Origin of the sequence: Dietzia cercidiphylli (assembly GCF_014145145.1) — a bacterium.
GTDB classification, from domain to species: domain Bacteria; phylum Actinomycetota; class Actinomycetes; order Mycobacteriales; family Mycobacteriaceae; genus Dietzia; species Dietzia natronolimnaea.
On sequence record NZ_JAALEA010000364.1, the window covers coordinates 1 to 7,693 of the forward strand.

Sequence of the window (7,693 nt, forward strand, 5' to 3'; positions counted from 1 at the left end):
CGGATCCGGACGCGCGGGCGGCACCCGTTCGGGTCTCGCCCCGTCCGGATCCGCGTCGGCCAGGGGAACGGACGCCGGGCCCGCCGGCGCGGTCACACTCGAGAGCCGGTGGAGCGCGGCCTCGCGGGCGGGATCACCGGGGTCCGCGGGACGGGTCCGGGTGTCGGGGAACATGGGCCGACGCTAGCCGGGCGGGGGCCACTCGCGGACCCCGCGGAGGTCTCTCAGTCGTCGTCCTGTGGAGAGACCGGGGGGATGGGGAATGCGGTGTCGACGAGGTCGGTCACCGAGACCCCCACGGTCCCGGGCCCCAGGTGCCAGGCCAGGACCTCGTCGAACTCGACGACGAGAACCCGCTCGGGGAACGGGGTCTCCTTGCGGATCTCGGTGGCCATCTCCCGGGCCCGCTCCAGTGCCTCGTGCTGGTGGACGACCACCAGGACATCGCCCCGGCCGACCTCGTCGCGCAGCAGCGCGCGCAACCTCTCGTGGGCCTTGGTCGTGGTCCTGGCCTTGGCCGCCAGGTCGACCGAACCACCACGCAGCACGATGATCGGGCGCATGGCCAGCGCGCTGCCGAAGAGGGCGGCGACAGCGCTGATCCGGCCACCACGGCGCAGACTCTCCAACGACTCCAGAGCGGCGAAGGTGGACGCTCCCCGGCATATCCGCTCGGCGAGTTCGTAGGTGGCGGACAGGCCGAGCCCGTTGTTCGCCGCCCAGGCGCACTGGGCCACCGCGGCGCCGAACGCCATCCCGGCGCACCTGGAGTCCGAGACCAGGACGCGACCGCCGAATCTCGTGGCCGCGTCGGCGGCGGACTCCCACGTGCGGGAGAGATCACGTGAGAGGTGGACGGAGACGATGCCCGTGCAGTCCGGATCGTCGAGGAGTTCCTGGTAGATCGCCGACAGTTCGTCCGGGGTCACCGCGGCCGTCGAGACCGCCCGGTCCCCCTCCTCGACCACGTGGAGGCCCACCACGGTGATGCCGAACTCGCGGACCCACTCCTCGGGGAGGTCGGCACTCGAGTCGGTGACCAGGCGGATGGTCATGGCTGCACCACCGGGGGCGTGAGACCGGCATTCCACTGGTCCAGTCGCCAGAGCACGTCGCGGGCGCCCTCGGTCGTCGGCCCGATCTCCGGGGTCGCGGACTGCCCGCTCCAGGACGACCCGGGCCGCGGGTGCGCGGACAGCTGCACCCAACAGGTGTTCCCGAGACCGTTGAAGATCGGGTACTGCTCGACCGGCAGCTCGATCAGAGCGGCGGTGAGGGCGGCGATCGCCCCCCCGTGGGCCACGAGGACCGCCGGGTGCTCGTTCCACCCCGGCGAGGCGTCCACGAGTTCGTCGACCACCTGGCGGGTCCGCCGGGCCACGTCGAGCCGGCTCTCCCCCTCCGGCGGGGACCACCGTGGGGTGCTGCGCCACCGCATCCGCGCGTCGGGCCACAGCTCGTCGACCTCGGAATGGCTCATCCCCTGCCACGTGCCCAGGTGGGTCTCGCGCAGGCGCGGGTCGGTCCGGACGTCGAGCCCGACCTCCGAGGCCAGTGCCCGGGCCGTCTCGCGTGCCCGCTGCAGGTCGGAGGAGAGGATCGTCCACGGTCGACGGTGTGCGAGGGCGCGACCGACCGCGTGGGCCTGTTGGACGCCGAGTTCGCTGAGCTCGGTGTCCAACTGGCCCTGCATCCGCAGCGAGGCGTTGTAGTGCGTCTGACCGTGACGCAGCAGGATGAGACGACGGGTCACCGCGGTGTCAGAGCCCCTGATCCCGCTGCGGCTCCTCCGGCGCGAGCGAGTCGTCGGCGCCGCTCGTCGCGGACTCCGGCCGCCCGGAGGTCTCGACGCCCTCGATCTCCACGACCGGGCAGTCCTTCCACAGACGGTCGAGCGAGTAGTAGTCGCGCTCGTCGACGTGCTGGACATGGACGACCACCTCGTTGTAGTCGAGCAGCGCCCAGCGCCCCTCGCGAGTGCCCTCCCGACGCAGCGGCTTGTGCCCCGCCTCGCGGAGCTTGTCCTCGATCTCGTCGACGACGGCGTTGACCTGACGTTCGGTCTCGGCCGAGGCCAGGACGAAGCAGTCGGTGATGATGAGTTGGCCGGAGACGTCGAGCACGACGATGTCCGTGGCCAGCTTCTCGTCTGCGGCGCGGGCGGCGATGCCCGCCATGTCCAGGGCCTCGGGGCTAGCGGTCACTGATGGTTCTCCTCGGTGTGGTGGTCGGTGGGGACGAGCTCGCGGTGTGCCGGAGCCGTCGCGGCGGGGGTCCCGTCGAGCCTGGTGGAGCCCTCGGGGCGGTAGAGGTTGCGTTTGGCGATGTACTGGACGACCCCGTCGGGGACGAGGTACCAGACCGGGGCGTCCTCGGCCGCACGCCGTCGGCACTCGGTCGAGGAGATGGCCAGCGCGGGGATCTCGAGCAGGTGCACGCGGCCGTCACCGATCTGAGCGAGATGCGTGTCGGACAACTCGAAGCCGGGGCGCGAGACCCCGACGAAGGTGGCGAGCTCGAACATCTCCTCCCAGCCGCGCCAGGTCAGGATCTTCTCCAACGCGTCCGCGCCGGTGATGAAGAACAGCTCGACTCCGGGGTTCTGTCGCAACAGGTCCCTGAGGGTGTCGACGGTGAAGGTGGGGCCCCGCCGGTCGATGTCCACGCGACTGACGGAGAACCGGGGGTTGGAGGCCGTCGCGATGACGGTCATGAGATACCGGTCCTCGGCGGGCGAGACGGTACGACCCCGCTTCTGCCACGGCTCCCCGGTGGGGACGAACACCACGTCGTCGAGACCGAAACGGTGGGCGACCTCGCTGGCCGCCACCAGGTGACCGTGATGGATCGGATCGAAGGTCCCGCCCATCACTCCGATGCGGCGTCCGGCGCCCGCGGCGGTCCCCGTCGTGGTCATGGTCGCCGAGTCTATCGGTCCGGCACCACGTTCCGCTCCCTCGCGTGTCCGCGCCCTCACACGGGCAGCAGGCCCGCGACGACCGCCGTGAGCTGCTCGACGTTGCGGCACTCGTGCATGGGGACGTACTGGGAGTACAGCCTGGCCGCCGAGTCACCGGTTCCCCACTGCCTCCTGGGCTCCGGATTGAGCCAGTGGGTGTGCCCGACGCGCTCGCTGACGAACTCGAGCGCCTCCACGGCCGGGTCGCGGTAGTTGTTGCGCCCGTCGCCCAGGATGAGCAGCGAACCCGTGCGGGTGAGCGTGTGGGCGTAGCGGTCCGCGAACCCCTCGAGCGCGTGCCCGTAGTCGGAGTGCCCGTCGTAGGTGACGATCTCGGCCTCGCGCACCATCCGGCTCATCGCCGATCCCAGGTCCGACCCGGTCTCGAAGAACGAGGTCACCTCGTCGGTGGTGTCGACGAAGGCGAAGACCCGAACGCGGGAGAACTGCTCACGCAGGGAGTGCACCAGCTGGAGCGTGAAGTGACTGAAGCCGGCCACGGACCCGGACACGTCGCACAACACCACCAACTCGGGGCGCGCCGGCCGGGGCTTGCGCAGCACCAGCTCCACCGGCACCCCGCCGGTGGACATGGACCGGCGCATCGTCTTGCGCATGTCGATGGCGCCCTGACGGTGACGACGACGTCGCGCGGCCAGGCGACTACCGAGCTGACGTGCGAGGGGACCCACCCGCCGACGCAACGTCTGCAGGTCCTGGTCGTTGGCCCGCAGGAAGTCCACCTGCTCCGCCGCGGGACCCACCGCGTAGTCGGCCACCCGGTCGCGACCCACCGTCTCCGCGGTGCGGCGCCGGGTCTCGTCGGCGACCTCGCGCAGGAAACCCCTGACCATGTCCGCCGCCGAGTTGGCGGCCGCGGATTTCTCGGCGTGGCGCTTGGAACCGTCCGGGTCGAAGGGATCGGCCCCCATCAGGCCGTCGAGGATCTTCTGCATGATCGCGCTGGTGTCCAGTGGACTGAGGGCCTGATAGGCGGAGTAGCGCGGACCGCTCGCCGAGTCGTACGAACCGAGCTGTTCCACCAGGAGCTCGGCCAACGCCCGGGCCCTGGCCCGCGACTCCTCGGTGTCCTCGAGCAGAAGCGAGGCGATGAGTTCGTTGAGCGCCTCCGGGTCCACCTTGCCGTCGTCGTCCGTCGGGATCTCCACCTCGAGTGCCACCCCGTCCGAGGCGGAGTGCGCCCCGATCGCGGCGGGGAACCACAGGTCGAAGAGCTGGTCGAACACGCCTCGGTGGGTGGGCTTGTGCAGGATCGTGGCGGCGAGCGCCTCCCTGAGCGCCGCCCGGTCGAGCAGGTCGATGTGGACCATCGCCGCGGCCGCGTCGACCGCCTCACTCGGCCCCACGGGGATGCCCTTGCGGCGCAGGGCGTCGACGAAGTCGACGAGGTGCCCGGACAGCCCGCCGGGCGCACGCGTGTTCATCTCGCCTGACCTCCTGATCGCCGCACGCTAGTTGAGCCGCAGCTCGGCGGCCGCGCGGAGCTGGTCGGACTGGTGCTTGAGCACCACTCCGAGGGTCTGCAGGACGGTCTCGTCGTCGATCGTGTCCAGGCCCAGAGCGACCAGGGTGCGGCCCCAGTCGATGGTCTCGGACACGCTCGGCACCTTCTTGAGCGCCATGGCGCGCAGCACCCCGACCACCCGGACCAGCTGCTCGGCCAGCCGGTCGTCGAGCTCCGGCACCCGCGATCCGAGGATCTTGCGCTCCAGTTCGGGGGTCGGGAAATCCAGGTGCAGGTAGAGGCAGCGCCGCTTGAGCGCCTCGGAGAGTTCGCGGGCCGCGTTGGAGGTCAGGACCACGAACGGCTTGCGGACCGCCTGGATCGTCCCGAGCTCTGGGATCGTCACCGCGAAGTCGCTGAGCACCTCGAGCAGCAGGCCCTCGATCTCGATGTCGGCCTTGTCCACCTCGTCGACCAGGAGCACGGTGGGCTCGCTACGCCGAATGGCGGTGAGCAGCGGGCGGGACAACAGGAACTCCTCGGAGAAGACGTCGTCCCGCGTGGAGTCCCATCCCTCCCCCTGGCCGGCCTGGATGCGCAGGATCTGCTTGGCGTGGTTCCACTCGTACAGGGCCCTGGCCTCGTCCACGCCCTCGTAGCACTGCAGACGGATGAGCTCGGCCTCGGTGGCCGCGGCGACGGCCTTGGCCAGTTCGGTCTTGCCCACGCCCGCCGGCCCCTCGATGAGCAGCGGCTTGCCCAACCGGTCGGCCAGATACACCACCGTCGCGGTCGAGCGGTCGGCCAGGTAGCCCTGGGCCCCGAGACTCTCGATCACGTGGTCGATGCTCTCGAATGCCGGTCGTTGCGCGGTCCGGGCTCGGTCCATGGGTGGGTCCTCTCGATATCTCGGTCGCCCGGGGTGGGGCCGGGTGTGGGCGGTGGCCCGGGTGGAGCGGGTCAGGGACGCACGTGTCCCTTGCCGTGGGCGATCCACTTGGTGCTGGTGAGTTCCTCGAGACCCATGGGCCCGCGGGCGTGCAGTTTCTGGGTGGAGATTCCGATCTCGGCGCCGAAGCCGAACATCTCGCCGTCCGTCCACGCGGTGGAGGCGTTGACCATCACCGCGGCCGCGTCGACCCGGGCACAGAACGCGTCGGCCACCTCGATGCTCCGCGTGGCCACCGCCTCGGTGTGTCCCGACGACCAGCGGGCGATGTGGTCGATCGCGGCGTCCACGCCGTCGACCACCTTCAGCGCGATGTCCATGCTCAGGTACTCCTCGCCCCAGTCCACGTCGTCGGCGGGGACGAGTCCCTCGCGGTCGCCGTGCACGGTGACGCCGGCGGACTGCAGTGCCCCCACCACCCGGTCCACGGCGGCGTCGCCGAGGGCCTCGTCGAGCAGGACGGTCTCGGTGGCGTTGCACACGCTGCAGCGGCGGGTCTTGCCGTTGAGCAGCAGACTGATCGCCTCGTCGATATCGGCGTCACCATGGATGTAGAGGTGGCAGTTACCGGTCCCTGTCTCGATGGCCGGGACCTTGGCGTTCTCCACCACGGCCTGGATGAGCCCGGCACCGCCGCGGGGGATCACCACGTCGACCAGCCCGCGGGCCTGGATGAGGTGGGTGACGGACGACCGGCCCTCCGAGGGCAGGAGCTGCGCGGCGTCCACCGGCAACTCGTGCTGTGCCAGTACGCCCCGCAGGACACCCACGAGTGCCTCGTTGGAGTAGCGGGCCGATCGCGAACCGCGCAGTAGCGCCGCATTCCCCGACTTGAACGCCAGGCCGAACGCGTCGACGGTGACGTTGGGGCGGCCCTCGTAGATCATGCCCACCACGCCCAGCGGAACCCGGACCTGACGTAGCTGCAGCCCGTTCGGCCGGGTGGATCCGCGGGTCACCGTGCCGATGGGATCCGCCAGTCCCGCGACCTGACGGAGGCCTCCGGCGATGCCCTCGATCCGCTCGGCGGTCAGCCGCAGCCGGTCCAGCATCGCCTCGCCGGTCCCCTCTTCCGTCTGGTCGGCGATATCCCGCGCGTTGGCATCGAGGATCTCCGCCCGCGAGGCCACCAGCGCGTCCGCCGCCGCCAGCAGGAGCGCGTTCTTGCGTTCCGTGGTGAGCAGGGCCAGCTCACGCGAGGCCGTCCGGGCGCGACGGGCCGCGTCGTGGACTGCGTCGCGCATCGGGTCGGCGGGCCGATCGGCGCCGGGGTGGCCGGTGGTCTCAGGAGCGTCGAGGTGGCTGGTGGTCATGGGGGTCAGCTTACCGGTGCGCCCGGGGAGGTCACCCGCACGAGTCAGACCGTGAGGACGGCCCCGGTCTCGCGGACGGCGAATTCCCGGAGACGACGGGCCAGGTCCGTGTCGCGGGCCCGGTCGGACCGGTCGCACGGGCCGGGCGCCCCGAGGATCTGACTGAAGCCTGTCGGCCCGATATAGGAGGCCGCCGGGAGGTCCTCGGTCGCGGCGTACAGGAGCGGCCGGGCCCCGTCGGCGGCAGTGGGGACGATCCGTCTCCCGAGTAGCTTCAGTACAGCGTTGACCGGGGGGAACGGGGTCGGGTCGAGGATCGAGGTGGCGGCGAACCCGGGGTGGGCCAGCTGGACGTCCACGGTGGAGCCGGCGGCGGTGAGCCGGTTCTGCAGGTCCAGCCCCCAGAGCATGCAGGCGAGTTTGGACTGCGCGTACGCGGCCGCCATCGAGTACCGGCGCGTGCGGAAATGCGGGTCCTCGAAGCCGATTCGTCCCTTGGCGTGCGCCATCGACGCGGTGATGACGACCCTCTCCCGGAGCAGCGGCAACAGCAGCTCCGTGAGCAGGAACGGACCGAGGACGTTGACCCCCAGGTGCAGCTCGAAGCCGTCTGTCGTCTCCCGCCTGGTCTTGCTCATCAACCCGGCGTTGTCGAGCAGGATGTCGATCGGTTCCGTGCAGGAGGCGGCGAACCCACGCACCGCGTCCAGATCGCCCAGATCGAGCTGGCGGACCTCGGTCGAACCGCCGATCTCGGAGGCGGCCGCCTCCCCCTCGGCCCGGGTGAGGGAAGGGAGCACCACGTGGGCGCCCCGACCCGCGAGTTCACGGGCGGCCTCCAGTCCGATGCCGCTGGTGCCGCCCGTGACCATGACGGTCGTGCCGGTCAGGTCGGGCAGTGCGTCCACGGTCCACGTTGCTTCGCTCATGGGCCCAGTGTGCGCTCACGGCGCCCTCCCGTGGGCGGCCGGTGCCGCGGGCCCCGGCGCGCGCCGCGGTCTAGCCGC

Annotated in this window: 8 protein-coding genes; all 8 read right to left on the reverse strand. The window is 71.0% G+C overall.

Going from position 1 to position 7,693, the window contains the following annotated elements; all coding sequences use genetic code 11:
* Window positions 1-224 precede the first annotated feature (224 nt).
* A complete protein-coding gene (locus G6028_RS12960; protein WP_182645494.1) occupies window positions 225-1,055 on the reverse strand; it encodes a DegV family protein in 831 nt (276 codons plus the stop codon).
* Window positions 1,052-1,753 carry a histidine phosphatase family protein gene (locus G6028_RS12965; RefSeq protein WP_182609839.1) on the reverse strand — a complete coding sequence of 234 codons (702 nt, stop codon included), beginning with the start codon at window positions 1,751-1,753 and terminating at the stop codon, window positions 1,052-1,054. Before G6028_RS12965 ends, G6028_RS12960 begins: the two co-directional genes overlap by 4 nt.
* Window positions 1,754-1,760: 7 nt before the next feature.
* Entirely contained in the window at window positions 1,761-2,204 is a 444-nt protein-coding gene (rsfS, locus tag G6028_RS12970) for a ribosome silencing factor (RefSeq protein ID WP_182609840.1), read from the reverse strand.
* Entirely contained in the window at window positions 2,201-2,917 is a 717-nt protein-coding gene (nadD, locus tag G6028_RS12975) for a nicotinate-nucleotide adenylyltransferase (RefSeq protein WP_179524945.1), read from the reverse strand. The genes rsfS and nadD overlap by 4 nt, the downstream gene beginning before the upstream one ends.
* Before the next feature lie 56 nt (window positions 2,918-2,973).
* Window positions 2,974-4,404, reverse strand: a complete 1,431-nt coding sequence (locus tag G6028_RS12980; protein ID WP_182659124.1) for a vWA domain-containing protein — start codon at window positions 4,402-4,404, stop codon at window positions 2,974-2,976.
* 27 nt (window positions 4,405-4,431) lie between these two features.
* Window positions 4,432-5,313, reverse strand: coding sequence for an AAA family ATPase (locus G6028_RS12985; protein WP_179524943.1), 882 nt, complete (start codon window positions 5,311-5,313; stop codon window positions 4,432-4,434).
* Between the two features lie 71 nt (window positions 5,314-5,384).
* Window positions 5,385-6,617 (reverse strand): glutamate-5-semialdehyde dehydrogenase, encoded by a 1,233-nt coding sequence (locus G6028_RS12990; protein WP_182659125.1) that lies wholly within the window; start codon window positions 6,615-6,617, stop codon window positions 5,385-5,387.
* 113 nt (window positions 6,618-6,730) lie between these two features.
* Complete coding sequence (locus tag G6028_RS12995; RefSeq protein WP_182609841.1) at window positions 6,731-7,615, reverse strand: SDR family NAD(P)-dependent oxidoreductase; 885 nt, start codon at window positions 7,613-7,615, stop codon at window positions 6,731-6,733.
* Window positions 7,616-7,693: the final 78 nt, after the last annotated feature.

Coding starts and splice junctions, on each gene's coding strand:
- nadD (WP_179524945.1), bottom strand. CDS start 2,917: ATGACCACGACGGGGACCGCCGCGGGCGCCGGACGCCGCATCGGAGTG.
- G6028_RS12990 (WP_182659125.1), bottom strand. CDS start 6,617: ATGCGCGACGCAGTCCACGACGCGGCCCGTCGCGCCCGGACGGCCTCG.
- G6028_RS12960 (WP_182645494.1), bottom strand. CDS start 1,055: ATGACCATCCGCCTGGTCACCGACTCGAGTGCCGACCTCCCCGAGGAG.
- G6028_RS12985 (WP_179524943.1), bottom strand. CDS start 5,313: ATGGACCGAGCCCGGACCGCGCAACGACCGGCATTCGAGAGCATCGAC.
- G6028_RS12995 (WP_182609841.1), bottom strand. CDS start 7,615: ATGAGCGAAGCAACGTGGACCGTGGACGCACTGCCCGACCTGACCGGC.
- G6028_RS12980 (WP_182659124.1), bottom strand. CDS start 4,404: ATGAACACGCGTGCGCCCGGCGGGCTGTCCGGGCACCTCGTCGACTTC.